Here is a 22422-nt window from a genome sequence, read left to right as displayed (position 1 = left end):
CATGTCCCTGTGGAGCAAGCCCGCCACCGAACTCGCCGCCGCCGTGCGCGGCGGCGAGGTGTCGGCCCTGGAAGTGGTGGACAGCCACCTGGCCCGGATCGACGAGGTCAACCCCCGTCTGAACGCCGTCACCCAGCTCCTCGCCGACCGGGCCCGCGCGGCCGCGCGGGACACCGACCGCCGCCGGGCCGCCGGCGAGCCCCTCGGTCCGCTCGCGGGCGTGCCGTTCACCGTGAAGGAGTGCACCCCGATCGCCGGCGTGGCCACCACCTTCGGCACCCCGCGCTTCCGCGACCACGTCGCCACCGACGACGCCGTCCCGGTGGCCCGGCTGCGCGCGGCCGGGGCGATCCCGATCGGCCACAGCAACCTGCCGACCCTGATCCTCGCCGGGATGCACACCCGCAGCGAGCTGTACGGCGACACCTACAACCCCTGGGACCAGCGCCGCACCCCGGGCGGCACCAGCGGCGGGGACGGCGTGGCCGTCGCCGCCGGGATGGCCCCGCTCGGGCTCGGCAACGACTCCGGCGGCTCGGTCCGCATCCCCGCCTCCTTCTGCGGGGTCGCCGCCCTCGATCCGACCACCGGCCGCTTCCCCGCCGACCAGCGCCTGATCGGCCCGGACGACCCCGGCCCGGCCTCCCAGGTCCTGGTCACCGACGGCCCGTTGGCCCGTACGGTCGCCGACCTGCGGCTCGCCTACGAGACGCTGGCGGGCACCGACCCGCGCGACCCGCGCGCCGTGCCCGTCCCGCTGTACGGCGAGCCGCTCGCCGCCCCCGTCCGGGTCGCCGTCGTCGCCGACCCGGGCGGCCACGGCGTCCACCCGACCGTCCGCCGCGCCGTCGAGACCGCCGCCGACGCGCTGCGCGACGCCGGGTACGACGTCCAGGAGGTCCCCGACGTCCCGCGGCTGGACGAGGCGCTCGACACCTACCACCGCCTGACCGGCACCGAGTTCGCGCCGAACTGGCCCGCCGTCCGGCAGCTGCTGGGCGAGGGCGGCGACCGCTTCATCGAGCTGACGATGCGCAGCTCCCCGCCCGTGGACGGCCCCGGCCTGATCCGGCTGCTGGGCACCTGGATGAACATCCGCCGCTCCTGGGCGGAGTTCCTGCACGCGTACCCGCTGCTGCTGGGCCCGGTGTTCACCGAGCCGCCGGTCGAACCGGGCCTGGAGTCGCGGGACCAGGCGGGCCGGGACCGGGTCGCCTCGGCCATGCGGCTCTGCTCGGTGACCAGCTTCGTCGGCGTCCCGTCCGTCGCCGTCCCGACCGGTCTCGCCGCGGACGGCCTCCCCACCGGTGTGCAGCTCGTCGGCCGGGCCTTCCGGGAGGACCTCTGCCTGGCCGCCGCCCAGGCCGTCGAGGACCGCCTCGGCACCCTCGCCCCGATCGACCCGAGGCCGTAAGCCGCAGGTCGTAAGCCATAGGCCGCACGCCCGCACACCGCACACCGCACGCCGCACCGACCGCCGGGGCTGCTCCCGCCGTGGCCACATCACCGTGGCCGCACCGCCGCTCAGGCGCCGGGCAGCCCCGGCACCACCAGCCCGCTCTCGTACGCGATCACCACCGCATGGGTCCGGTTCTGCGCGCCGAGCTTGCCCAGCACGTTCCCGACGTGCGTCTTCACCGTCTCCTGGCTCACCGCGAGGGCCTGCGCGATCTCCGGGTTGGAGAGCCCGGTCGCCATCAGCCGCAGCACCCCCTCCTCCCGGCCGGTCAGCGCCGCCCTGGGCAGCGCCTCGGCCGACTCCAGCGGCCGGGCCGCGACCATCCGGCGCAGCGCGGCGGGGAACAGCACCGCCTCCCCGGCGGCCACCACCCGTACCGCCTCGGCGATCTGCGGGACGGGCCGCCGCTTCAGCACGAAGCCGCTGGCGCCGGCGCTCAGCGCGGCGGTGACGTAGCCGTCGTTCTCGAAGGTGGTGATCACCACGACCTTGGGCGGGTCGGCGTCCTTCAGCAGTTCGCGGGTCGCCTCGATCCCGTTGCGACGCGGCATCCGCACGTCCATCAGCACCACGTCCGGCCGCAACATCCGGACCTGCTGGACCACTTCGACGCCGTCGGCGGCCCGCCCGACCACCGTGATGCCCTGTTGGGCACCCAGCAGGGTGCTCAGGCCGCTGCGGGTGACGGGGTCGTCGTCGGCGATCAGGAGGGTGACGTCGGGCGCCGCCCCCGCGGCGGGGTCGGCCGCCCCGCCCTCACCGCTCCCGCTCACGCTCCCGTCGGCCCCGCTCCCCCCGGAGCCGCGACCACCGCTCCCGCTCACGCCGACCACCGCATCGGCAGCCGGACCGCCAGCCGCCACTGCCCCTCGCCGTACGGGCCGGCCTCGAACTCGCCGTGCAGCAGCCGCACCCGCTCGGCCAGCCCGGGCAGGCCGTGCCCGGAGGTCGGGAAGCCGCCCGCCCCGGCCCCGTCCGCCACCCCGTTGACCACGCTCAGCTCCAGCTCGTCCGCCCCCGCCGCCACCCGCAGCTCGATCGTCCCGCCCGAGCCGTGCCGCAGCGCGTTGGTCAGCCCCTCCTGGACGATCCGGTACGCGGCCCGGGAGAGCGTGCCCTGCACCTGCGCCAGGTCCCCGGTGGTGCGCGGCGCCACGACGGCGCCCGCGTGCCGGAGCCGGTCGATCAGTTCGGGCAGGTCGGTGAGGGTGCGGGTCGGCGCGGTGCCGGACTGCTCCTCGCGCAGCGCGCCGAGCACGTAGTCGAGGTCCTCCAGCGCGGCCCGGGTCGACTCCTCGATGCTGCGCATGGCGGCCCGCGCGGCGACCGGGTCGTCGGCCAGCACCTCGCCCGCGACGGCGGCCTGGATGGTGGCGGCGGTCAGGGTGTGCCCGATGGAGTCGTGCAGTTCGTGGGCCAGCCGGTTGCGTTCGGCCAGCAGCCGCTCCCGCTCGGCGGCCATCGCGAGCCGCTCGGCCGGCGAGGGCCCGAGCAGCCGGGGCGCCAGCCACCGCAGCGCGCCCGACACGGCCACGAACAGCGCCACCGCGAGCACCAGGGCGAGCACTCCGACGATCCAGGCCCAGACGCCCGTCACGTCCGTGGCCCAGCCGAGGAGGCTGACCCGCGCCGTGCCCTCCGCCCAGCGCCCGGGCAGCGCCACGGCCGTCACCAGCAGCGTGCTGCCGCCGATCAGCACCGTCCAGCCCAGCGCCACATGCGCCACCACGAACGCCGGCGTCCGCCACCACTCCGCCGCGGCGGCCCCCTTCACCGGGGCAGGCACCGCGACGCCCAGCGTCCTGCGCGCCCCCGCCGCCAGCACCCGGCGCACCATCCGGGGCAGCCCGCACAGCCCGAGCAGCACCGCCCACAGGGGCAGCGCCACCCAGACCGAGTCCGGGCGGCCGGACAGCCCCAGCGTCACCCCGAGCGCCACCATCGCCACCGGCAGCGCGGCCACTGCCCCGACCACCGCGAACAGCACACCCGTATACGTCGACCCGCGCAGCAGCGGCTTCAGTCCCTTGATCATGTCCGCCAGTATCACCGGCCTTCGCACCCTCGCCCTCCCCCGATCGAGGGAGGATCTCCGCAGGTCCGCGCCGTGCCCCCGCGCCGTCCGCCACCCGCCGGCTCCGCCGACTCCGCCGAGCACGACGCGGCTCCCCGCGGCGGGGCCCCGGGCGCGGTCCCGCGCCGCCCGTCCGAGGCCGCCCGTCCGAGGGCCGCCGACCTTCACCGACGAGGGCCCGCGTCGAACTCGGCCGGAACGCGACCACTCGTTCGCGTGATTCGGGGTCGAAGCCACCGCCGGGGCCGCCGGAGATCAGACCATCGCAAGGATGACGATCAATCAAAAGCTCTTCCGGCAAGGCCTGTTGGCGACCGCCTCCACTGCCACGGCGCTGGCCGTCACGACCGGCACCACGACGACCGCCCCGGCCGCACCCGCCCAGCGGGACGGCGGCCCGCAGGCCTACCGGGTGTCCGTCCGGGCCGGTGGGGCCTGGGAACTGCCCCCCGGCCTGACCTCCTTCACGGTGTACGTCCGGGGTTCCGGCGGCGGCTCCGGTGGCGGCTCCGGCGGCGGCGGCTCCGGAAGCGGCTGGAGCGGCAGCCGGGACGCCGCCGAGGGCACCACCGAGGGCACCACCGGCAGTGGCGGCCCGGCGATCGCACCCGGCTGACGCAGCCGGGCGGAGGCGCAACGACGCCCGCACCGGCACCCCCACCGCCCCGCACGGCCGAACCACGGGAAACCGGCCGCCGCCCCGGATCCGCACCCCTCCCGACCAGCCCGATGCGGATCCGGGGGTGCGGATTCCGGCCGTTTCGGTGATCGGCCTGCCAACGAACGGACGGTGGCCGAGACTTGGCCACCGGACCGGGCACCCGACCAGCCTGACTCCGACGGAACGTCAATTCGCTTGATCCACAAGGTCATTGAAGAGACAGGAGTTTCCGGATGGCTGGTTCATCCACCCCACGCACGGCCGCCCTCGCCGCCGCCGCGACGGCCGTCGCCCTGCTCCTCGGCCCGATACCCGCCGCAACGGCCGACCCGGGCCCGCCGCTCCCGACCCCCTACCTCCTACCGCTGCCCGCCAACGCCGGCCCGCTCAGCACCGCGTCCAGCCTGAACAACGCGGGCGACGTCCTCGGCGAGTGCTACCTGGACATCCCCGGCCGGTTCGCCCCGCGCGCCCTCCGCTGGAACACCGGCACCCTCGGCTACACCGCCCTGGAACCGCTGCCCGGCGAGACCGGTACCCGCCCGGGCGCCATGAACGAGGCGGGCACCGCGGTCGGGGTCTCCTTCGCGACGCTGACCGACAACCACCCGGTCCGCTGGGCCCTCGACGGCACCCCGACCGCCCTGGAACTGCCGGCCGGAGCCCGGGGCGGCGGCGCGTCCGGGATCAACAACGCCGGTGTCGCGATCGGCAGTTCGTACGACGCGGTGTTCCGCCCCGTGCCCGTGAAGTGGCGGGCCGACGGCACCCGGGTCGCCCTGCCCCTGCTGGACGGCGACGACACCGGCTCGACCACGGCCGTCAACGACGCGGGCTTCGTCATCGGCTGGTCCGAACGGCGCCTCAGCGGCGAACCCCGGACGCGTACGGTGGTCTGGAGCCCGTCGGGCACCGTGACCGAACTGCCGCCCCCACCGGGGATCGACGTGGTCGGGGCCCGCCGGATCACCAACTCCGGCGTGATCCTCGGCAGCGGACGGCGCGAGGGGGGCACCGAGCTCGACCGGCTGGTGGTCTGGGCGGCGGACGGCACCGTCCGGGACATCGGCGAGGGCCGGCCGAGCTCGATCACCGACACCGGCACCGTCGTCGGGGCGGCCTTCGGCGCCGCCCGCCCCCTGCAGGCCGCGTACTGGCGGCCGGACGGCACCCGGACCCTGCTCGACGGCCCGGCGGGCCGGCAGACCACGGCGAACGCGATCAACAGCGCGGGCACCGCCGTCGGCACCGCGACGAGTTCGGACTGGTACCACGGCACGGCACTGCTGTGGAAGCGCGACGGGACGGCCGTCACGCTCCCGCCGTCCTCGCTCAGCCCGTACGCCTCGGCCTCCGTCATCAACGAGTCCGGGGTGATCGTCGGGCACGCCACCCTGCCGGACGCGCAGTCGCTGCCGCGCGCGATGGTCTGGAAGCCCTGATGGCCACGACCCGAAGTCCCCTCGACGAGACAGGAGTTCTCCGCATGACCGGTTCACGTACCCCTCGTACGGCCGCCCTCGCCGCCGCCGCGACGGCCGCCGCCCTGCTCCTCGGCCCGATACCCGCGGCGGCTGCCGCTCCCGCCCACTATCTGGCCTCCCCGCAGTTCCTGCCGACCCCGCCGGACACCGCCTACAGCACGGTGTGGGGCCTGAGCCGCGACGGCGCCGTCGTCGGCGAGTACTCCCCGAACACCCCCGGCCGGTACACCGTGAGCGCCCTCCGCTGGAGCCCCGACCACCTCGGCTACACCGTCCTGGCGCCGCTGCCCGGCGACCTGTCCAGCCGCCCGAGCGGGTACAACGACACGGGCACCGTGGTCGGGGCCTCCTTCGTGTCGATGAGCGACAACCACCCGGTCCGCTGGGCCCCGGACGGCACCCCGACCGCGCTGGAGCTGCCGGCCGGGGTCCGCGGTGGCGGCGCGTTCGCGGTCAACGACGCCGGTGTGGTGGTCGGCTGCTCGTCCGACGAGGTCTACCAGCCCAAGCCCCTGAAGTGGCGGGCCGACGGCACCAGGGTCGACCTGCCGCTGCTGCCCGGCGACACCATGGGCTCGACCACCTCCGTCACCAACGCGGGCATCGTCGCCGGCATCTCCAAGCGGCGCCTCGGCAACGGCGACTACCAGGAGACCCCGGTGCTCTGGAGCCCGACGGACACGGTGACCGCGCTCCCGCTCCCGCCGGGCGTCGACGGGGCCCGGGTGGACAGGATGACCGACGACGGCGTGGTGCTCGGGCACGGACGGCGGGCCGGCGGCACGGAGTTCGACCGGGTGCTGGTCTGGACGGCCGACGGCACCGTCCGCGACGCCGGCTACGGCCGGACACGGGCCGTCAACAGCGCGGGCACCGTCGTCGGGGCCACGTTCGACGCGGCGCACTCCACGTTCGCCGCCCGCTGGAACCCGGACGGCAGCCAGACCCTGCTCGGCGGCCCGGCGGGCCGGCAGAGCGAGGCCATGGCGGTCAACAGCGCGGGTACCGCCGTCGGCAGCGCCCAGGGCCCGGACTGGACCCGCAGCACCGCCCTGCTGTGGCAGCCCGACGGGACGACCGTCACGCTCCCGCCGTCCCCGCTCAGCCCGTACGCCGAGGCCAGGTACATCAACGACGCCGGACTGGTCGCCGGTCACGCCGTCGAGCTGAACGCGGCCGGCCAGCCGGTCGCGTCCCACCCCGTGGTCTGGAAGCCCTGACGCGGAACCGCCCGTCGGCCCTCGGACGGCCGGTCGACCACGAGGTCGACCGGCCGTTCCCATGCACCGGCCCGGAGGGGAACCCCCACGACCCGGGCCCTCGGCCCCTGAACCGGCACGGCAGATGTGGACGACGAACCGGCCGTCGGACGCCGCCGCCGCATCTCCTGACGCACCGCCTGCTCCGCCCGGACGACCTCGGCGATCGACCGCCCGAGCGGCCGTTTCCGCAGGTCGGCGCGGCGCGCCTGACGCACCGTGAGCGTCGTTCGGATGGCGACCCCGCTTGCGAGGGGAGGCGGCGCGTGTCCCGCTGGTTCCGGCGGGCCGATCGGCGCCGCCGCTCATGACCTCGAATCCCACGAAGGAAACCACCATGCGTACTCTCAAGCGTGTCCTGGCCGTCAGCGCCCTCACCGTCCCGCTCGTGATCGGCGCCGCCGGCCTCGCCTCGGCCCAGGAGGGCCTGGACGCATCCTGGGGCCAGGGCCAGTTCATCGCCAACCAGAACGGCGCCGGTGTCGCGGGCGCCGAGTCCTCGGTCAGCCCCGATGGCGTCTCGCACGCCGACTTCTGGGTCTGGTCCGACGACACCGGCGTCTCCGGCGCGTTCACCGGCTCGGGTGCCACCTGGAACCAAGGCTGACGAACCCCGCACCACCGGACGTACGGACCCCCGGAGCGGGGACACCGCTGAACCGGATCCCGGAATGAGGGAACGGCCGGTCGACCACGAAGGTCGACCGGCCGTTCCCATGAGCCTGCCCGGAGAGGAACCCCATGCCGCGGGCCCGCAGGGCTGCTCCGCCCGAACGACCTCGGCGGATGATCGCCCGATCGGCCATTTCCGCAGGTCGGCGCGGCGCGTCTGACGAACCGTTAGGCCTGTTCGGATGGCGGCCTCGCTTGCGGGGGCTGGCGGTGCGTGTCTCGCTGGTTCCGGCGGGCCGATCGGCGCCGCCGCTCATGACCTCGAACCCCACGGAGGAAACCACCATGCGTGTTCTCAAGCGTGTCCTGGCCGTCAGCGCCCTCACCGTCCCGCTCGTGATCGGCACCGCCGGCCTCGCCTCGGCCCATGGGGGCGTCGACGCGGCCTGGGGCCAGGGCTTCTTCACCGCCGGCCCGGACGGTGCCGGTGTCGCGGGCGCCGAGTCCTCGGTCAGCCCCGAGGGCGTCTCGCACGCCGACTTCGGGATCTGGTCCGACGACGAGGGCGTCACCGGTGGGTTCACCGGCTCGGGCGCCACCCTGGTGAACGGCTGACGGACCCCGCACCACCGGACGTACGGGGCCCCGGGACAGGGCCCCCGCTGAACCGGATCCCGGAATGACGAAACGGCCGGTCGACCACGAGGTCGACCGGCCGTTCCCGTGGCCCCACCCGGAGAGGAACCCCATGGCGCGGGCCCCCAGGCCCTCGGAACTGGCGCGGCGGGCATGGGCCGCGAACAGGCCTCTGGCCGGAACGGCCGCCCTGATGGCCCTGATGCTGGCCGTCGCCCTGGTCGGCCTGCTCGCCGATCCCCGGTCGATCACCGGGCAGCCCGCCTGGGCGAAACCGGCCCGCTTCGCGCTCTCGATCGGCCTCTACACCCTCACCCTGCTCTGGCTGCTCACCTTCGTCCGCGGCCACGACCGCCTCGTCCGGGTCGTCTCCCGGGTGACGGCCGTGTCGCTGGTCGTCGAGATGGCCCTGATCGCCGCCGCGGCGGCGGCCGGCACGACCAGCCACTTCAACTTCGCCACCCCGGCGGCGACGGCGGTGTGGATGACGATGGCCGCCTTCATCGTCGCCACCTGGGCGATGGCCCTGGTGGTCGTCGTGCTGCTGCTGCGTCAGCGGGTGCGGCCGCCGGTGTTCGCGTGGGGGCTGCGACTGGGCATGGCCGTGAGCGCCCTCGGCATGGCCGTCGCGTTCCTGATGACGCTGCCGACCTCCCCGCAGCGCGCGGCCGCCAGGCGGGGCCACGGCCTGCCCGTCGTCGGCGCGCACACCGTCGGGCTCGCCGACGGCGGCCCGGGAATGCCCGTCACCGACTGGAGCACCCTCGGGGGCGACCTGCGGATCCCCCACTTCCTCGGCCTCCACGCGCTCCAGGTGCTGCCGCTGATCGGCTTCCTCCTCGCCACCCGGCCGCGCGGGCTGTCCGAGCGCCACCGGGTCGCGCTGATGGGGATCGCCGGGGTGGTCTACCTGGGCCTGGTGCTCGTCCTGCTCTGGCAGGCGCTGCGCGGCCAGCCGGTCACCTCCCCCGACGCGGCGACCGTGGCCGTGCTGCTCGCGCTCGGAGCCGTCGCGGGCGCGGCTGTCCTCGCGGTCCTCCGCCACGCCCGCCGCGCGCACCTCGCGAAGGGCCGGTAGCCGGAACGGCCGGTACGGGACGGCCGCCATTCGAACCAAATCCCGGTCACACGGTCTGCCCCGGGGCCTCCGATTGGTACGCAGGCAGACCGGGATCGGTGGGCGGTCCCGCGAACAAGGGAGAAGCGAGGACATGAAGAACCTCCGGGTCGCAACAGCCGCCGTCTGCGCACTTGCGGGCGCTTTCGCGGGCACGGCGTCGGCAGCGGTCGCCCAGCCCGCGGACACCGGCCCGAGGCCCGTCGCGACGCACGTCCCGCCCGCCCCCTCCGGCGGCCGGGGCGTCGTCCCCGGCGACCCCGAACTGCGCCCGCTGACCTGCGAGAACGGCCACATCTTCTACGGCTGGGACGGCGCCCCCCGCACCTCGTCCGACTTCGTCGGCCTCTACACCACGAAGCCCGACCCGGCCGACACGAGCAGGAACCGCCTCGCCTACGCCTTCGTCTCCTCCGCCGGCACCGTCCGGCACTCGTTCGACTCCGAGTACCAGAGCGGCACCGGCCTGTGGGCCGCGTACTGGACCCGCGACGCGGACTCGGAGACGTACGTGATCGTCAGCGAGGAAGGCCCGAGCAGCAAGTTCTGCAGCTGAGCCCTCTCGGCACCGGCCGGTCGACCGTCGGGTCGACCGGCCGTCACCCGTGGCGGGCCGGGAGGACCGGCCGGCCACGGCATTCGACCACCACAGGAAGGAAGGCCAGGCAATGAGGAACCCCTGGGTCGCGGCAGCCGCCGCGTGCGCGCTTGCGGGAACCTTCGCGAGTGCGGCGTCGGCGGCCCCCTCGGACCGGACGGCCCATGTCCGCAGCGGCCCCGAGGTGCGCCCGCTGAGGTGCGAGAACGGCCGGATCCACTTCGGCTGGGACGGCGCCACCTACGACTGGACCGACTTCGTCACCCTCACCCGCGGCAGGCCCGACCCGGGCTCCACCGCGAACCGCGTCGCCTTCCGCTACGTCACCTCCGAGGACGGCACGGCCGTCCGGCACTCCTTCGACTCCGAGCTCCAGAGCGGCACCGGCCTGTGGACCGCGTACTGGACCTACGACGTGGACCTGAACAGGAACGTGATCGTCAGCGAGGCCGGCCCGGAGGACAAGCTCTGCACCTGACCCCACGGGGGCCTGCGTCAGCCGGTGGGGTCGTCCTCCCCCACCGGCCGCGCGGACTGCACCGGGTACGGGAAGCTGGCGGCCCCCCGGCCCGGTTCGAGGGTGACGGCGAGGCCGCCGTACGCGGGCGACTCGTAGAAGCACCAGGCGACGTGGCTGGTGTTGACCACGCTCTCGACGGGCGGCTCGATCAGCAGCCGCGGCTGCCGGATGTGCACCAGCAGGCCGTGGAAGTCGAGTTCGGTGAACGCGCACACCGTACGGCCCCGGGGCCGGGCGAGTTGCCGGGGCACGGACGGCGCGCCCGCCGCCGGGATCACGGCCGCGCCCGCGATGGCGGCGGCGGTCAGCGAGACGGCCGCCCGTCTCGGCACGGACCACTCCAACGCCAACTCCCTTCCGATGCACCGGTGATCGGCGGTATCGCCGTTCGGGAGGGGGATCCCACCCCGGAGGGGAGGGGTAAACGGCGCCGGGGAAAGTCGTAAGTACACACACCGGGCGGCGTGGTGGCGAATCCGTCATCCGACCCCATGGGGAAGGGCACGCGAAGGGGCTCGGCGGCCAGGCCGCCGAGCCCCTCGTCAGTCACTCACCGGGCCGGGTGCACCCGGCCCGTCGCGGCCCGCGTCAGCCCGGGAGCTGGCCGCTGCAGTTGACCAGCCAGGCGCCGAGCCCCGGGGAGTGGTCGCCGCCGTGGTTCGAGGCGTTGTAGGCCCGGCTGACCGCGTTCTTGATGGAGCCGCCGGTGGCCGGGCCGACGACGCCGTCCGGGCTCAGGCTGTGGCCGCTCTGGTAGTGCACGACGGCGTTGTAGGTGAGGCCGCCGAAGTCGTTGTCGACCTGGAGACCGGCGCTGTCCACGTAGTCGAGGCCCTGCTGGAGGCAGCCGACGGCCGAGCCGGAGCTGCCCTTCGCGAGGGTGCTCGCGGCGCTGGCGGAACCGGCGGTCAGGGCGACGACGGCGGTCGCGCCCACGGCCAGGGCGGCGGCGCGGCGGGTCCAGGTGTTGATGCGCATGATCAGTGCCTCTCCTTGAGTTCCGGCTGGCGCCGGCCCCTCGCGGATCGTCGTCCGCTGCGGGGCCGGCGTGGCTTCGCTGGTGACGACGATGCTCCGATCGGCGCGCCGGAGCCAGGAATTCGCCCCTGGTCGAAACCCTTGCCCCCGGCCCGGCGGTCTGCCCTGCGGGGACGGTCTCTGCCCGTCTTCCCTCCGGAAAGGGCTGTTGGTGGGAACGTCACCGTTCGCCGCACGGGCGCGCTCACGGCCCGGGTACACAGTGCGCGAACCAAGCTGGTTCGCCTCCCAACCGAAATGGAGCCGCTCATGATGGCGCCGAGCGAGACCGACCGGCGGCTGCGCAGCCGCACAGCAGACCGGGTGGAGGTCACCCAAGTCCTCAGCCAGGACGTGGTCCTGGGCGGGCCGGTGATTGTGGACACCGCCCGCCGCAAGCCGGTCCTCGCGTTCCACAACCCCGGAGAGAAGGCGGGTTCGGACTCGGACGGGCACCAGGCCCTGGTGTTCTGTCCCCGGGAGGGCCGGGTGCCCGACATCCGGCACGTGGCCCGCGCCCTGGGCACCCCGACGGGCTGGCGCGTCACCAGCCCGTTCGAGAGCTGGCTCCAGGAGCAGGCCAAGCAGCCCGGCTGGGTGTTCAGGGACCTCACGGTGACCGTGACGCCCGGAAACGGCTCTCGGAGGGTGGTCGCGGAATTCCTCTTCGGGTCCACCGACCCTCAAGACCTCGTCAGCCAGGTCTTCACCGTGGAGCTGTCCCAGGACGGCACCCAGTGGGCGGAACCCGTTCCGCTCGACACCACCGGTCTGCCTCAGCGGAACTACGAAACTGTCGACACGACGTACACGACACAGGGGGATCCTGTGACGTACGCCGTACCGAAGGGGGCATCGGGACTCTGGATCAGATCCAAGGATCAGGGGGACGCCTACCTCCCCACAAGCACGCCCGGCCCGAACGGCGTCCCCGTGGCCGCTGCGCTTTCGGGCTCCGAGGTCGTGCTGGCGAGCGTGGACTCGGGCACGGTGATCGCCTCGCGGGCAACTCTCAGTACGACGTTCAGCGTCCAGACGGATCCGCTCCCCTTCCAGGCCAAGCAGGTCGTCACCGGCTTCGCGACGGGCGAGGGGGCGACCTTCCTGGTGAGCGACTCGGCCGACGGCCTGTGGACGGTGCTCTACGAGGGCGACACGCTGAAGCCTGGCCAGAAGCTCCACGACAAGGGCACCGTCCGGGTGGACTCCCATCCCACGGCTGACGGTGGCCGTGCCGTCTACGTCGTCGACACCGACCACGTCTGCTGGATCCACCGCCTGCCCGCCCAGGGCGCGGCACTGCCGGGAATCCCGCTCCAGAAGGACGTGGTCGCCGTCGCCACGCCGCCCTCGCCGCTGGAGACCTCGACCGTCTTCCTCGTCGAGGCGGGCACCGAGCCCGGCGACGAGACGAAGAACGAGCTCCGGCTCGACGTCCAGGACAGCGCCACCGGCCTGTGGCGGCGGGTACACGTCCACGACCCCGCGGCGGGCGTCAAGGAGGTCAAGCGCTACCGGCTGGAGGCCACCCTCCTCGACCAGTTCGGTGCGCCCATGCCGGGGCAGCATGTGACCCTCGCCCGCGCCCCCGGCAACACCTCGGGCGAGGTCGCCTTCGACGGCCAGGTCACCGATATCACCGACCAGCCGACCCCCCTGAAAACCGACCTGTTCGGCAGGATCACCCTGACCTTCACCCCGACCGGCTTGTCCGCTCCCGACCTCATCCTCAAGGTCCCGGGAATCGACGACATCGCCCTGCGGCCCTCGCGGGACACCGAGGACTACCTGCGCGGCACCAAGAACAAGAAGCTCAACCTCACCAACCCCGCCGGCCCCCTGCCCGACTTCGGCAGCGGTGCCCTGGCCGGCGCGAAGGTCCCCGGCCAGGCAGGGCACCCGACCCACGACTCCCTGGCGCCCTGGGCTGCGAAGTCCAAGCTGGTCGCCGTGCCGGCAGCCAAGGCGATCACGGCCATGGCCGGCTACAAGGCCAGTCCGATGTCGCAGGACGCGCCCAGCTTCCGGCTGTCGGTGCGGCAAGGCACCGGCGCCCCGGAGCTCGTGTACGAGGAGCTCAATGCGCCGGAGGCTCCCGACGACTCCTGGGAGGACTCCCCGATCGCCTTCGGGGACCTCCACGCGGGCCTGCACAGCGGGATCGTCACACCCGTGAGCATCACCTTCGACACGAAGAACGGCATCCTCGCCGTGATCGCCCGGATCGGGAAGGAGCTCAAGACGTTCTGGACCTCGGTGAAGAAGGCGATCGAGGCGGTCTGGGGCTTCATCGGCAGCGTCTTCAACGTGATCGGCTCGAAACTCCTCAACGTCGTCGACTGGTTGGCCGCGTGGTTCGACTTCCCCGCGATCTGGCGCACCAAGAAGGTCTTCGAGGGCTCCGTCCTCAGCATGCTCGACAAGGCCGAGGCCGCCGTGGCCGAGGTCGGCAAGCTCGCCGACGACTTCATCAAGAAAGAGAGGGACAGCGTCCAGAGGACCTTCGACGGCGCCCGCGCCAAGCTCGGGGACACGACGGTCGGCAGCTTCGACACCTGGTCCGGGAAGGGCAAGCAGGACGTGCCCGTCATCGGGGACGCGAAACTCGCCGACCTCGGCGGGGGCAACGCCCACCTCAACTGGTTCCAGGACAAGGCGGCCGGGATGTCGGTCGCGTCGCAGGCCGGCGACAAGGAGATCGTCGACGACGACGCCTGGAACGCCTGCGCCCCCACGTTGAAGCAGGCCGGCGGGGAGTTCGTCAACGGCGTAAGTGACCTACTGGAAGGCTTCACGAAACTCGCCGCCAACCCCCAGGACCTCAAGGCCTCCACCCTCGCCAAGCTCCTCGAATCGTTCGAGCAACTGGCCCTGGCGGCCCTCGACTTCGGGGACGTCCTGGTCCACGCGATGGTCGACCTGGTCTCCAAGGCCGTCGGCAAGCTGAAGACGGCGCTGACCGCCGAACGCGACGCCGGAATCCTCGGGAAGCTCTGGAAGTGGATCGCCAAGCAGGCCGGCGATCCGGACGCGCCACTGACCGTCAACGGCGCGGTCTGCCTCCTCGGCGCGCTCCCGGTGACACTGGTCTACCGGCTGATCAAGGGCAAGGGCGCCGAGCCCTTCCCCGAGAAGTCCACCCCGCTGAAGGCCCTGAGGCACGGGTCCGCCCCCAGGGACACGCTCACCCCCACGGACAAGACGTGGCTGCTGGTCGCGGCGATCCTGCAGACCATGCAGTTCGCCTTCTACGCGGCGGGCGACCTCCTCGCCTACGAGAGCGCGCAGGGCCTCGACTGGCCCTACCTCGGCCCGCTCGTCCAGGTCGCCAACCTGCTGTTCACCCTCGTGGTCTTCGACATCGCGACCACGGTGCTGAAAACGACCCCGGCGCCGGGCTGGGCCATCGCCCTCGTCGCCACCCTGTTCGCCCTGGCGTTCGCGGTCCTGGCCGTGGTCTACCGGACCGCGTTCAAGGGGTGGCTCTCGAAACTGGCGGACGCCGGGGACCCGATCCCCGTCCTCCTGATGCTCAAGGGCTGCTTCTGGAACCTGCGCGGGGCCGTGGCCCGGATCGTCGACGGCACGACGGAGGACGCCGACGAGGGCGCGGCACAGGTCCTGCTCGCGATCTCCCCCGCGACGGCCCTGCTGAACAACCGGATCATGCTCAAGGAACCGGACTCCGGCTTCGTGATCGCGACGGTCAAGGCCGGCCTCGACACCTTCTTCACCGTCCTCGGCGGCGTCCTGCTCTGCCGCCATTACGACAAGCACTGAACCCCGCGCGCCCGGACAACAAAGAACGGCCGGTCGATCCGAAGATCAACCGGCCGTTCATCTGTGCGCGAGGGGGGAGTTGAACCCCCACGCCCTTTCGGGCACTGGAACCTGAATCCAGCGCGTCTGCCTATTCCGCCACCCGCGCATCTGGGTGATGAGGAAAACTATAGACCATCCGGAGGGGCACTTCCGACCACCTCCGGGCAGACGGCCGGGGGCTACTCCGCCCCCAGGATTCGGAGGCCGTGCTCCTTCTGGAAGTACGCGTAGTCCTTCAGGTTCAGCGTCGCCAGCGGAAGGTCGTAGGTGAGACAGCAGGCCGCGATCCACATGTCGTTGACGGGACGCGGAAGACCGGCCTTCAGGCCGGCCGCCGAGAGCCTGCCCCCGCCAACCTGCGCTTGTGCGTCAGGGACGTGACGTCGGTGTCAAGAATGACAGGCTGCACCTTGCTCCCTCAGGCCACGTTCCGCTGGCGTTCGGCGCGGACGAACGCCAGGAACTCGTCGAGCTCTTCGTCCGACTCGAAAGTGTCGGCCTGGAGCTCATCGAGGGACCGTATGGGCTGCGTGTTCTTGGCTGCCAGCAGTTCCTCGACCGTGACTCGGGGGCGCGCGGGCGGGTAGATCGGGCGTTCAACTTCCGAGGCGCTCATGAGTGGCCTCCCGCAAGTGATCGGCTAGGGCTTACGAAAGCCATGATAGAGCCCAATCACACCGGGTGATGCCTTCGCTACCCGTCCGCCGCCCCTGGGCTCCGCAGGCGGGGAGCGGCCATGGCGGTGTCTCCTTCCGCGGCCGCTCAGGCCTGGAACTCGTCGATGACGACGGCACTGGTCGGGCCGTACGTCTCCAGGGACTCCAGCACGTCGCCCGCCTCGTGGAGGCTGACGATGCGGGTATAGACCATCCGGAGGGGCACTTCCGACCACGTCCGGGCAGACGGCGGGAGACCGGGCCTACGCCGGGAGCTGGGGGCTCTGGGGCGCGGGGGTACGGAAGTGGCGGGCGAGGTAGCCGAGCCAGGCCTGCTCGAAGCTCTCGGCGAGCTGTGACTCGGGGGCGAACAGGTCGAAGGCGTGGTACGCGCCGGGGTAGAGGTGGAGTTCGACGGGGACGCCGTGGGCGCGCAGGCGCATGGCGTAGTCGAGGTCCTCGTCGCGGAAGGAGTCGAGTTCGCCGACGGCGACGAAGGTGGGCGGCAGGCCGCCGAGGTCCTCCGCGCGGGCGGGGGCGGCGTACGGGCTGACCTGGTCGGTTCCGGCGCGGTCGCCCAGGATCGCCCGCCAGGCGAGGAGGTTGGTGGCGCGGTCCCAGATGCCGAGGTCGGTGATCTCGTGGCTGGACGCGGTCCGGTTCCGGTCGTCGAGCATGGGGTACATCAGCGCCTGGAACAGCGGCGTGGGGCCGCCGTGGTCGCGGACCAGCAGGGCGGTGGCCGCCGCGACTCCCCCGCCGCCGCTCTGGCCGCCGATGCCGATCCGGGTGGCGTCCAGGCCGAGCACCCCCGCCTCGTGGAGGAGCCACCGGTGGGCGGTGTGCCCGTCCTCGGCGGCGCCGGGGGCGGGGGTCTCCGGGGCGAGCCGGTAGTCGACGGCGGCGACGGCGCAGCCGAGCCGTGTGCTGAGCCGCTTGAGCCAGGGGTCGTCCTGAGCGGCGAAACCGAGTACCTGCCCGCCGCCGTGGAACCAGAGCAGGACCGGCAGCGGGCCGGGCCCGGCGGTGGTGGGCCGTAGCAGGCGGATCGGTACGTCCGGGCCGTCGGGCCGGGTCGCGCGGTGTTCGGTCACGGTGACCGACGGGTCGTCGGGGGTGGAGTCGGCGACGGCTGCGGCGAAGGCGCGGAGGGTCTCGCGGGTCGCGGGGATGTCGGTCAGGTCGAACGCGCCGTTGGGGGTCATCGGGACGGCGTCGAGGGCCCGGCGCAGTTCCGGGTCGACCAGCAGGCGGGGAACGGGCATGGTCGTGCTTCCTTCCACCGGTGCTCAGGCCCGGAACTCGTCGATGACGACGACGCCGGTCGGCCCGTACGTCTCCAGGGACTCCAGCACGCCACTCGCCTCGTGGAGGCCGACGGTGCGGGTGACGATCCGGCCGGGGTTGAGGCGGCCGGCCTCGATCATGTTGAGCATGGTGCCGAACCGCTGGCCCTGCATCCCGAAGGCGCCCAGGAACTCCAGCTCCTTGACCATCATCACGTCGATCGGTAGCCCGACGTCGCCCTTCTCCGCACCGGTGGTGTGGCCGAGTTGGAGGTGGCGGCCGCGCGTGCGCAGGGAGAGGACGGAGTTGCGGCAGGCCTCGGCGATGCCGACGGCGTCGACGGACACGTGGGCGCCGCCCCGGGTGAGGGTCCTGACCGCCTCGGCCGGGTCGTCGGTGGCGGCGTTGACGGTGTGGACGGCGCCCAGGGCGCGGGCGGCGTCCAGCTTCTCCTCGGAGATGTCGACGGCGATGACGTTGGCGCCGGTGGCGGCCGCGATCTCCACCGTGGACAGGCCCATGCCGCCGCCGGCCCCGTACACGGCGACCCACTCCCCGCCGCGCACGCGGGCCTGGTCGACGACGCCGTGGAAGGCGGTCATGTAGCGGCAGGCGAGGGCGGCGACATCGACGAAGCCGACGGTCTCCGGCACCCGGACGAGGTTGACGTCGGCGAAGCGGACCATGACGTACTCGGCGAAGGCGCCCCAGTAGGAGACGCCGGGGACGAGCGAGTCCACGTGCTCGCACACGTGCTGGTTGCCGCTGCGGCACATCTCGCAGGAGCCCTCGCCGGGGTTCATCGGGAAGATGACCCGGTCGCCGTCCCGCCAGTCCCGAACGTCCCGGCCGACCTCCACGACGGTGCCGGCGAACTCGTGGCCGAGGACGAACGGGGGCTTGACCTGCGGCCCTCCCGTCCAGAAGTCCCCGGCCCACAGGGCCCAGTCGGTGCGGCAGATCCCGTTGGCGCCGACGCGCACGATGGCGCCGTCGGGCGGGCAGACGGGGTCGGGCACGTCACGGATGACGAGGGGCTGGTGGAGTTCTTCGATGACTGCGGCGCGCATGGACGCGACCTCCTCGGGGAAAGTCCACCGGTTCAAGTGGTGGACCTTGAAGCTATGCGCCCGCTTCGACGCGTGTCAACCGCTTAGAGTGGTGGACATGAGTGACGAAGACGGCCGACGAGAAGGGCGCCAGCGCGCCAAGACCGACTTCCGGTTCGACGACGCACGGCTGTGCTTCGCCTTCGCCGGCACGCTCGCCGATCGCGGCAAGGAGCTGCACGTCGAGCGGCTGGCGCTGCCGGAGGACCTGAGCCGGTGGAGCATGGAGAGCGGCTGCACGACGGTGGCACCGAGGTGCAGCGAGGCCGAGCTGGAGGGAGCGAGGCGGCTGCGCGAGGCGATCCAGCGGACGGGCGTCGCACTGGCGGAGGGGGTGCCGCCCGCGCCCGAGGACGTCGCGGTGGTCAACGGTGCTGCGGCCGAGGCGACTTCGGTACCGGTGCTCGCTGCGGACGGGGCGTCCGTGCGGTGGGACGGGGACGGGATCGCGGCCGTGCTGTCGATGGTCGCGCGGGACCTGATCGCGCTCTGCGCGTCCGAGGAGCAGCGGACGCGCGTGCGCATCTGCGGAAACCCCGACTGCGGAACGCCGTTCGTGGACACATCGAGGGCGGGCGCGCGGCGCTGGTGCTCGATGAAGACCTGCGGCGCACTCGCGAAGAAGCGCGCCTACCGCGCGAAGGCGAAGTAGCCACGGGCGGGGAACGCCTCGGGGCGGGGCACCAGTTGGCGCCCCGCCCCGAGGGAGGGATGTGGAGGGGTGACTCAGCCCTCGATCGGCAACTCGCCGGCGCGGACCGCTGCGACGAAGGCGTTCCAGGAGGAGTCGGGGAAGAGGAGGGACGGGCCGCCGGGGTCCTTGGAGTCACGCACCGGGACGGCGCCGGGCAAGAAGCCGAGGGCCACCTCGACGCAGCAGCCGCCGTTGTCGCCGCTGTGGCTGCTCTTCTGCCAGACCGGCAGCGCCACCTCGATGCACATGCCACCGTTGTTGCCGCTATAGCTGCTCTTCCGCCAGGTCAACACAGCCAGCTCCTTGGGGAGTTCTACACCGGGAAGTCGCCCTCGCGGACGGCCGCAACGAAGGCTTCCCAGGCGGAGGCCGGGAAAACGAGGGCCGGGCCCTGCGAGTCCTTGGAGTCACGCACTGGAACGAGGCCCGGGAATCCGGGGGCTACCTCGATGCAGTCCCCGCCGTCGTTGCCGCTGTAGCTGCTCTTCCGCCAGTCGGCTGCGGCGAGCTCGTTGCTCTTCATCCTTGAATCCCTCCAGCGCCTCGGCGAACCGCTGAAGCGATTCGCTCTCTGACAGGCATTCGCCACGGAGCTGATCATAGTGGCGCTGGTACTTGACCACACTGGCGGGAGCATCGCTCAAGTGCCCTCGTTCAAGGCTCTCCGAGTACACAAAGCGCTGCCCGTCCGGCAGCTCCAGCAACACCATATCCGTCTTGATGAGCGTCCGCCGGTCCGCGAACGGCGCCAGATGAAGCACGACGTTCGGGAGCTGAGCCACCCTCAACAGGTGCTCCATCTGAGCCCGCATCACGCTCGGACCGCCAATGACCGTACGAATGGTGCTCTCGCCGAGGATGACGACCAGCAGCGGCCCATCGGGCACAAGGAATCGACCCTGCCGACTGAGTCGAGCATTGGTCAGCTCTTCGACCTCCACCGGATTTCCGGCCGCGTCTCCAGTCTCGAAGACCGCCCGCGCATACTGTCGGCACTGCAACAGGCCGTACATCACAGTGTCCTGGTAGACACGCAGCCCGACCGCGAGGGCCTCCAGCTCCGCACGCTCCTGGAACCAATCCGGATGCTCGATCGCGGCGCTCCAGTCGACCCAGCCGTACAGCCGCGTGAGCAGTTCGGTGGCGTTCAGCAGTTGCCCGAGCTGCGCCAGCTCCTCGAGCGACGGCTTCCGCCGTCCGCCCTCCATCCGCGAGATCACCGTGCGGTCGAGGTGCATCTTCCTGCCCAGGTCCTCCTGGCGGTAGCCCATCGCCGCGCGCGCGTGGCGGATCTCTTCGCCGAACATGATGGCGGAGCTCGCCGTCGGTCCGTGCCCGGTCTTCCTCTGTGCCATGACTGCCCCCAGCTGTGCTTCGCGTGCCCAACACGCGGAATTGGGGACCACGGTATCCCCACAGGCCGATCATTGTTACCGGAACGCAGTCATCTGCATGCGCAGCGTGAACCGTGCGCTCCTGTCGCACGCCCCCCTCCGCCCCCGTGAGGTGCTCCCCCATGCTCTCGTCCCGCAGGCCCCGCGCGTTCGTCGCGCACCTCGACTCCCGCGCCGAATCCACGCCCCTGGCGCGCTACTTGCTCCGCGCCTACCTCTCCGGGCTGCCCTCCGGCAACCGCTACGCGGACACCGCCGAGCTGCTCCTCGGCGAACTGTTCGCCAACGCCGTCCAGCACTCCGACGCGCCGGACGACCGCCACATCGAGATCCGCATCGCCCTGATCAACTCCCGCCTGCGGCTGGAGGTCCACGACGCCGGCAGCGGACACCCCACCCTCCACACCCCCGCTCCTTCCGACGAGCACGGGCGCGGCCTGTTCCTCGTCAACAAGCTCGCCGAACGCTGGGGCTGCACCTCCCGCCCCGACGGCATCGGCAAGTTCGTCTGGGTGCTCGTCGCCCCCGCGCCCGCCACCGCCCTCGCCTGAAAGCCCGAACCCCCATGCACCTCACGACCCTGGCCCGGCACGCCCTCTCCCGTGGCGCGACCCCGGCTGCGGCCTTCGCCCTGATCGCCCGCCTGGGCCACCCGCCCCTGCCCGTCGCGCGCGCCGTCTGCCTCGCCCTCGACATCCCCCTCGCCGAGACCAGCCGCCGCCTGGCCGAGTGCTACGACGCCCTGCTCTCGAACCCCCGCCCGGACTCCGAGAACGACACCGGTGAACTCCTCGAAGCCCTCGGTGTCTTCGACGTCCCCAAGTCGCTCACCGACACCGAACTCGCCGTCGTCGAACACTTCCTGGCCGCCATCGACGCCCACGGCAGCCTCCGCCCCGGCCACCGTCACGGCCTCCAGCGCTGGTTCACCACCGGCAACCTCACCACGGCCTACCTCTCCCTGGCCGCCGCCCATCCCATGCCCCGCACCGGCGACCCGGCCCTGTACTGGGCCACGCTCGTTACCGCCGGCGAACTCCTCACCGCCGCCCCCGGCCCCGACAGCCGCATCAAGTACGCCCTCTCCCACTGCCGCACCCAGGCAGCCCGCACCTGAACGCCCTGCGTGGGAAGTCGGCGGGGCCGACTTCCCACGAGCCGGTCACCGGCACACCGGCACACCGAATCGACGATCCGGTGATCAGGGCGAGGTGCCCGGGCGCGGACGCCCGGACCGCACGATTACGGAATCGTCAGCACCTGACCGACGTTCACCAGGTCCGGGTCGTCGATGCCGTTGGCCTGCGCGATCTCCAGGTAGCGGCTGCCGTCACCGTAGAAGCGCTCGGCCACGGCCCACAGGGAGTCCCCGGGCTCGACGGTGTAGGTCTGCACCGCGACGGGCTCCGGGGTCGAGACCGGCTCCGGCTCCGCGACCGGAGCCGGGGCCGAGACCGGGGCCTCGGCGGCGAGGGGGAAATCGGTGTTGGTGTCCGTCGCCCACCGCGCCCCGCCGTCCCGGGCGTACAGCACCACGTTGCGGTCGGCCTGCACGACCAGGCGGTCGACGTCCTGGCCGTCGGTCCCGGTGGACCACGCCGCACCGTCGCCCTTGTAGAGCACGAAGTTGCCGTCCTCCTGGAGCACGGCCCGCTCGACGCCCTGGTTCTGGGTCTCGGTCGCCCACACGACGGCGCCCGGCTCGGAGAGCACCAGGTTCCCGTCCCCCTGGAGGGTCAGCGTGTAGGCACCGCCGGTCAGGGACTGGCCGAGACCGAGTTCGTTGCCAGCGTACAGAGTGTCACTCATGGATATTCCTTTCGGATAAGGGACTTGGCGTCGTCGCGCCCGGCTAGCGGCACGTCAGAGACAGGCAGCCTCACCCGCCGCCGGCGCACGAACACCAGTCCTTGGACTCTAGGTGCCATCGGGGTTTGCACACAATTCACCGCATCGGGTGACATCCCCGGCACGGCGGCCGCGCCCCTGCGGCCGCCCGCGACTGCCCCCCCCCCCCCCCCCC

Annotated in this window: 24 protein-coding genes and 1 tRNA gene; 13 read left to right on the top strand and 12 right to left on the bottom strand. The window is 72.6% G+C overall.

The window, feature by feature from the left end; genetic code table 11:
- Nucleotide 1: 1 nt before the first annotated feature.
- The gene (locus tag AMK13_RS34750) at nucleotides 2–1414 is read left to right on the top strand and encodes an amidase (protein WP_074005590.1); all 1413 of its coding nucleotides are present in this window, start codon (nucleotides 2–4) and stop codon (nucleotides 1412–1414) included.
- 110 nt (nucleotides 1415–1524) lie between these two features.
- On the opposite strand, the gene AMK13_RS34745 is transcribed toward AMK13_RS34750, so the two are convergent.
- Together AMK13_RS34745 and AMK13_RS34740 are read right to left on the bottom strand one after the other, a co-directional pair.
- Entirely contained in the window at nucleotides 1525–2232 is a 708-nt protein-coding gene (locus AMK13_RS34745) for a response regulator transcription factor (protein ID WP_074005589.1), read from the bottom strand.
- A gap of 47 nt (nucleotides 2233–2279) precedes the next feature.
- Nucleotides 2280–3494, bottom strand: a complete 1215-nt coding sequence (locus tag AMK13_RS34740) for a sensor histidine kinase (protein ID WP_074005636.1) — start codon at nucleotides 3492–3494, stop codon at nucleotides 2280–2282.
- Between the two features lie 310 nt (nucleotides 3495–3804).
- Between AMK13_RS34740 and AMK13_RS42530 the strand changes: the two genes are divergently transcribed.
- The 8 genes from AMK13_RS42530 (at nucleotide 3805) to AMK13_RS34705 (ending at nucleotide 10378) form a co-directional block, all read left to right on the top strand.
- The gene (locus tag AMK13_RS42530) at nucleotides 3805–4149 is read left to right on the top strand and encodes a hypothetical protein (RefSeq protein WP_143204709.1); all 345 of its coding nucleotides are present in this window, start codon (nucleotides 3805–3807) and stop codon (nucleotides 4147–4149) included.
- 278 nt (nucleotides 4150–4427) lie between these two features.
- Nucleotides 4428–5636: a hypothetical protein gene (locus AMK13_RS34735; protein WP_074005588.1), complete on the top strand. Its 1209-nt coding sequence runs from the start codon at nucleotides 4428–4430 to the stop codon at nucleotides 5634–5636.
- A gap of 44 nt (nucleotides 5637–5680) precedes the next feature.
- Nucleotides 5681–6898, top strand: a complete 1218-nt coding sequence (locus AMK13_RS34730) for a hypothetical protein (protein WP_074005587.1) — start codon at nucleotides 5681–5683, stop codon at nucleotides 6896–6898.
- Nucleotides 6899–7274: 376 nt separating this feature from the next.
- Complete coding sequence (locus AMK13_RS34725; protein ID WP_074005586.1) at nucleotides 7275–7544, top strand: hypothetical protein; 270 nt, start codon at nucleotides 7275–7277, stop codon at nucleotides 7542–7544.
- 350 nt (nucleotides 7545–7894) lie between these two features.
- The gene (locus tag AMK13_RS34720) at nucleotides 7895–8164 is read left to right on the top strand and encodes a hypothetical protein (RefSeq protein WP_074005585.1); all 270 of its coding nucleotides are present in this window, start codon (nucleotides 7895–7897) and stop codon (nucleotides 8162–8164) included.
- A gap of 214 nt (nucleotides 8165–8378) precedes the next feature.
- A complete protein-coding gene (locus AMK13_RS34715) occupies nucleotides 8379–9263 on the top strand; it encodes a hypothetical protein (RefSeq protein ID WP_107418942.1) in 885 nt (294 codons plus the stop codon).
- Nucleotides 9264–9396: 133 nt separating this feature from the next.
- Complete coding sequence (locus AMK13_RS34710) at nucleotides 9397–9858, top strand: hypothetical protein (protein ID WP_074005584.1); 462 nt, start codon at nucleotides 9397–9399, stop codon at nucleotides 9856–9858.
- 112 nt (nucleotides 9859–9970) lie between these two features.
- Complete coding sequence (locus AMK13_RS34705; protein WP_074005583.1) at nucleotides 9971–10378, top strand: hypothetical protein; 408 nt, start codon at nucleotides 9971–9973, stop codon at nucleotides 10376–10378.
- Nucleotides 10379–10395: 17 nt separating this feature from the next.
- Here the strand turns inward: AMK13_RS34705 and AMK13_RS34700 are convergent, their stop codons facing one another.
- On the bottom strand, nucleotides 10396–10752 hold the full coding sequence (locus tag AMK13_RS34700; protein ID WP_143204708.1) for a peptidase inhibitor family I36 protein: 357 nt from the start codon (nucleotides 10750–10752) through the stop codon (nucleotides 10396–10398).
- A gap of 256 nt (nucleotides 10753–11008) precedes the next feature.
- Entirely contained in the window at nucleotides 11009–11398 is a 390-nt protein-coding gene (locus tag AMK13_RS34695; protein WP_074005581.1) for a peptidoglycan-binding domain-containing protein, read from the bottom strand.
- 309 nt (nucleotides 11399–11707) lie between these two features.
- Here AMK13_RS34695 and AMK13_RS34690 point away from each other — a divergent pair, with 309 nt between their 5' ends.
- Nucleotides 11708–15217, top strand: coding sequence for a hypothetical protein (locus tag AMK13_RS34690; RefSeq protein ID WP_074005580.1), 3510 nt, complete (start codon nucleotides 11708–11710; stop codon nucleotides 15215–15217).
- Between the two features lie 64 nt (nucleotides 15218–15281).
- On the opposite strand, the gene AMK13_RS34685 is transcribed toward AMK13_RS34690, so the two are convergent.
- From AMK13_RS34685 to AMK13_RS34670, 4 genes are all read right to left on the bottom strand, one after another.
- A tRNA-Leu gene (locus AMK13_RS34685) sits at nucleotides 15282–15365 on the bottom strand.
- A 312-nt stretch (nucleotides 15366–15677) separates the two neighbouring features.
- The gene (locus AMK13_RS34680) at nucleotides 15678–15875 is read right to left on the bottom strand and encodes a hypothetical protein (RefSeq protein ID WP_049649391.1); all 198 of its coding nucleotides are present in this window, start codon (nucleotides 15873–15875) and stop codon (nucleotides 15678–15680) included.
- A gap of 303 nt (nucleotides 15876–16178) precedes the next feature.
- Nucleotides 16179–17180 carry an alpha/beta hydrolase gene (locus AMK13_RS34675; protein ID WP_074005579.1) on the bottom strand — a complete coding sequence of 334 codons (1002 nt, stop codon included), beginning with the start codon at nucleotides 17178–17180 and terminating at the stop codon, nucleotides 16179–16181.
- A 24-nt stretch (nucleotides 17181–17204) separates the two neighbouring features.
- On the bottom strand, nucleotides 17205–18272 hold the full coding sequence (locus AMK13_RS34670; RefSeq protein WP_049649390.1) for an alcohol dehydrogenase catalytic domain-containing protein: 1068 nt from the start codon (nucleotides 18270–18272) through the stop codon (nucleotides 17205–17207).
- 97 nt (nucleotides 18273–18369) lie between these two features.
- Between AMK13_RS34670 and AMK13_RS43160 the strand changes: the two genes are divergently transcribed.
- The gene (locus AMK13_RS43160; protein ID WP_158077785.1) at nucleotides 18370–18963 is read left to right on the top strand and encodes a CGNR zinc finger domain-containing protein; all 594 of its coding nucleotides are present in this window, start codon (nucleotides 18370–18372) and stop codon (nucleotides 18961–18963) included.
- A gap of 74 nt (nucleotides 18964–19037) precedes the next feature.
- On the opposite strand, the gene AMK13_RS34660 is transcribed toward AMK13_RS43160, so the two are convergent.
- From AMK13_RS34660 to AMK13_RS34650, 3 genes are read right to left on the bottom strand one after another with little or no spacing between them, the layout of a single operon-like run.
- Nucleotides 19038–19298 carry a DUF397 domain-containing protein gene (locus AMK13_RS34660; protein WP_338016377.1) on the bottom strand — a complete coding sequence of 87 codons (261 nt, stop codon included), beginning with the start codon at nucleotides 19296–19298 and terminating at the stop codon, nucleotides 19038–19040.
- 20 nt (nucleotides 19299–19318) lie between these two features.
- On the bottom strand, nucleotides 19319–19456 hold the full coding sequence (locus tag AMK13_RS45470; RefSeq protein WP_079272787.1) for a DUF397 domain-containing protein: 138 nt from the start codon (nucleotides 19454–19456) through the stop codon (nucleotides 19319–19321).
- The gene (locus AMK13_RS34650; RefSeq protein WP_074005576.1) at nucleotides 19413–20360 is read right to left on the bottom strand and encodes a Scr1 family TA system antitoxin-like transcriptional regulator; all 948 of its coding nucleotides are present in this window, start codon (nucleotides 20358–20360) and stop codon (nucleotides 19413–19415) included. The genes AMK13_RS45470 and AMK13_RS34650 overlap by 44 nt, the downstream gene beginning before the upstream one ends.
- Before the next feature lie 161 nt (nucleotides 20361–20521).
- Here AMK13_RS34650 and AMK13_RS34645 point away from each other — a divergent pair, with 161 nt between their 5' ends.
- A complete protein-coding gene (locus tag AMK13_RS34645) occupies nucleotides 20522–20950 on the top strand; it encodes an ATP-binding protein (protein ID WP_079272770.1) in 429 nt (142 codons plus the stop codon).
- Between the two features lie 14 nt (nucleotides 20951–20964).
- Complete coding sequence (locus AMK13_RS34640) at nucleotides 20965–21516, top strand: hypothetical protein (RefSeq protein ID WP_074005575.1); 552 nt, start codon at nucleotides 20965–20967, stop codon at nucleotides 21514–21516.
- Nucleotides 21517–21641: 125 nt separating this feature from the next.
- On the opposite strand, the gene AMK13_RS46175 is transcribed toward AMK13_RS34640, so the two are convergent.
- Nucleotides 21642–22208, bottom strand: coding sequence for a LysM peptidoglycan-binding domain-containing protein (locus AMK13_RS46175; RefSeq protein ID WP_074005574.1), 567 nt, complete (start codon nucleotides 22206–22208; stop codon nucleotides 21642–21644).
- Nucleotides 22209–22422 lie beyond the last annotated feature (214 nt).

The organism is Streptomyces sp. CB02056 (genome assembly GCF_001905545.1).
In the GTDB taxonomy this organism is placed as follows: Bacteria; Actinomycetota; Actinomycetes; order Streptomycetales; family Streptomycetaceae; genus Kitasatospora.
The sequence above is the reverse complement of the archived record's forward strand: the minus strand, read 5'-3'. Positions and strand labels throughout refer to the sequence as shown.

Coding starts and splice junctions, on each gene's coding strand:
- AMK13_RS34750 (WP_074005590.1), top strand. CDS start 2: ATGTCCCTGTGGAGCAAGCCCGCCACCGAACTCGCCGCCGCCGTGCGC.
- AMK13_RS34740 (WP_074005636.1), bottom strand. CDS start 3,494: ATGATCAAGGGACTGAAGCCGCTGCTGCGCGGGTCGACGTATACGGGT.
- AMK13_RS42530 (WP_143204709.1), top strand. CDS start 3,805: ATGACGATCAATCAAAAGCTCTTCCGGCAAGGCCTGTTGGCGACCGCC.
- AMK13_RS34735 (WP_074005588.1), top strand. CDS start 4,428: ATGGCTGGTTCATCCACCCCACGCACGGCCGCCCTCGCCGCCGCCGCG.
- AMK13_RS34730 (WP_074005587.1), top strand. CDS start 5,681: ATGACCGGTTCACGTACCCCTCGTACGGCCGCCCTCGCCGCCGCCGCG.
- AMK13_RS34725 (WP_074005586.1), top strand. CDS start 7,275: ATGCGTACTCTCAAGCGTGTCCTGGCCGTCAGCGCCCTCACCGTCCCG.
- AMK13_RS34720 (WP_074005585.1), top strand. CDS start 7,895: ATGCGTGTTCTCAAGCGTGTCCTGGCCGTCAGCGCCCTCACCGTCCCG.
- AMK13_RS34715 (WP_107418942.1), top strand. CDS start 8,379: ATGGCCCTGATGCTGGCCGTCGCCCTGGTCGGCCTGCTCGCCGATCCC.
- AMK13_RS34710 (WP_074005584.1), top strand. CDS start 9,397: ATGAAGAACCTCCGGGTCGCAACAGCCGCCGTCTGCGCACTTGCGGGC.
- AMK13_RS34705 (WP_074005583.1), top strand. CDS start 9,971: ATGAGGAACCCCTGGGTCGCGGCAGCCGCCGCGTGCGCGCTTGCGGGA.
- AMK13_RS34695 (WP_074005581.1), bottom strand. CDS start 11,398: ATGCGCATCAACACCTGGACCCGCCGCGCCGCCGCCCTGGCCGTGGGC.
- AMK13_RS34690 (WP_074005580.1), top strand. CDS start 11,708: ATGATGGCGCCGAGCGAGACCGACCGGCGGCTGCGCAGCCGCACAGCA.
- AMK13_RS34680 (WP_049649391.1), bottom strand. CDS start 15,875: ATGAGCGCCTCGGAAGTTGAACGCCCGATCTACCCGCCCGCGCGCCCC.
- AMK13_RS34675 (WP_074005579.1), bottom strand. CDS start 17,180: ATGCCCGTTCCCCGCCTGCTGGTCGACCCGGAACTGCGCCGGGCCCTC.
- AMK13_RS34670 (WP_049649390.1), bottom strand. CDS start 18,272: ATGCGCGCCGCAGTCATCGAAGAACTCCACCAGCCCCTCGTCATCCGT.
- AMK13_RS43160 (WP_158077785.1), top strand. CDS start 18,370: ATGAGTGACGAAGACGGCCGACGAGAAGGGCGCCAGCGCGCCAAGACC.
- AMK13_RS34650 (WP_074005576.1), bottom strand. CDS start 20,360: ATGGCACAGAGGAAGACCGGGCACGGACCGACGGCGAGCTCCGCCATC.
- AMK13_RS34645 (WP_079272770.1), top strand. CDS start 20,522: ATGCTCTCGTCCCGCAGGCCCCGCGCGTTCGTCGCGCACCTCGACTCC.
- AMK13_RS34640 (WP_074005575.1), top strand. CDS start 20,965: ATGCACCTCACGACCCTGGCCCGGCACGCCCTCTCCCGTGGCGCGACC.
- AMK13_RS46175 (WP_074005574.1), bottom strand. CDS start 22,208: ATGAGTGACACTCTGTACGCTGGCAACGAACTCGGTCTCGGCCAGTCC.